Annotated in this window: 1 pseudogene; it reads right to left on the bottom strand. The window is 71.4% G+C overall.

The window, feature by feature from the left end:
* Positions 1-763: pseudogene (locus DBR34_RS22890) on the bottom strand (adenylate cyclase); the annotation flags it as partial.

The raw sequence follows: 763 nt of genomic DNA, 5'->3' as shown, positions 1-763 counted from the left end.
ATGTTGACCAGCGCGTGCGGGTACAGATCCTGCTCGTGCAGGGTGGCCACCTGGGCCAGCGAACGCGCCAGCCACTCGGCCGCTTCATCGATCCCGTTGACCGCGAACGGCGCCGGCGCGCCATGCGCCAGCCAATGCAGCAGCATGTCGCGCGGGTCGCGCAGGACCACCAGCAGGCGGCCTTCGGGCAGCTGCGGGCGCAGCGCCCACAACAGCGCGTTGTCCCACCACAGCAGCCAGTCGATCACGTTGGCGTCGGCCAGACCGCGCGACGGCAACTGTTCGCGCCATTGCGCCACCAGCTGTTCCGGGCTGAGCGCACCGGTCGAGAGGTCCTGCAGCGTGTGGTAATTCTGGAAGGCGTCGTTGGGCGGGGTTTCGCCGAAACGATCGCCGCGCAGCACGGTGCTGGCCGCGGAAATGGCCGCGACCACGCGCTCCACGCCCGACCCGGGTGCACCCCAGACCAGCATCGGGCGGGCCACGGTGTCCTCGCCGATGGTGCCCATGTCCGGCCAGCTCAGCGGTGCCTTGGCCTGCGGCGGCAGCGGCAGGCGCTGGCCGGCTTCCAACGCGTGCGCGGCCACCCAGGTGCGCAGGGCGTCGGCATGCTGCCCGGCCTGGTCCTGCACCGCGCCCAGCCACGCACGCAGGCTCGCCTTGGCCTCGTCCGGTGCGCTGTCATGGATCGCCTGCACATGGGCGATCGCCGCCTGCGGGTCGCGCTCAAGCAGGCCACCGACGATGCGGGTTTCACCGCTGA

It is taken from the genome of Stenotrophomonas sp. HMWF003, from assembly GCF_003061285.1.
In the GTDB taxonomy this organism is placed as follows: domain Bacteria; phylum Pseudomonadota; class Gammaproteobacteria; order Xanthomonadales; family Xanthomonadaceae; genus Stenotrophomonas; species Stenotrophomonas maltophilia_AP.
Note: the sequence above shows the minus strand (reverse complement) of the source record. Positions and strands in the feature narration are given on the sequence as shown.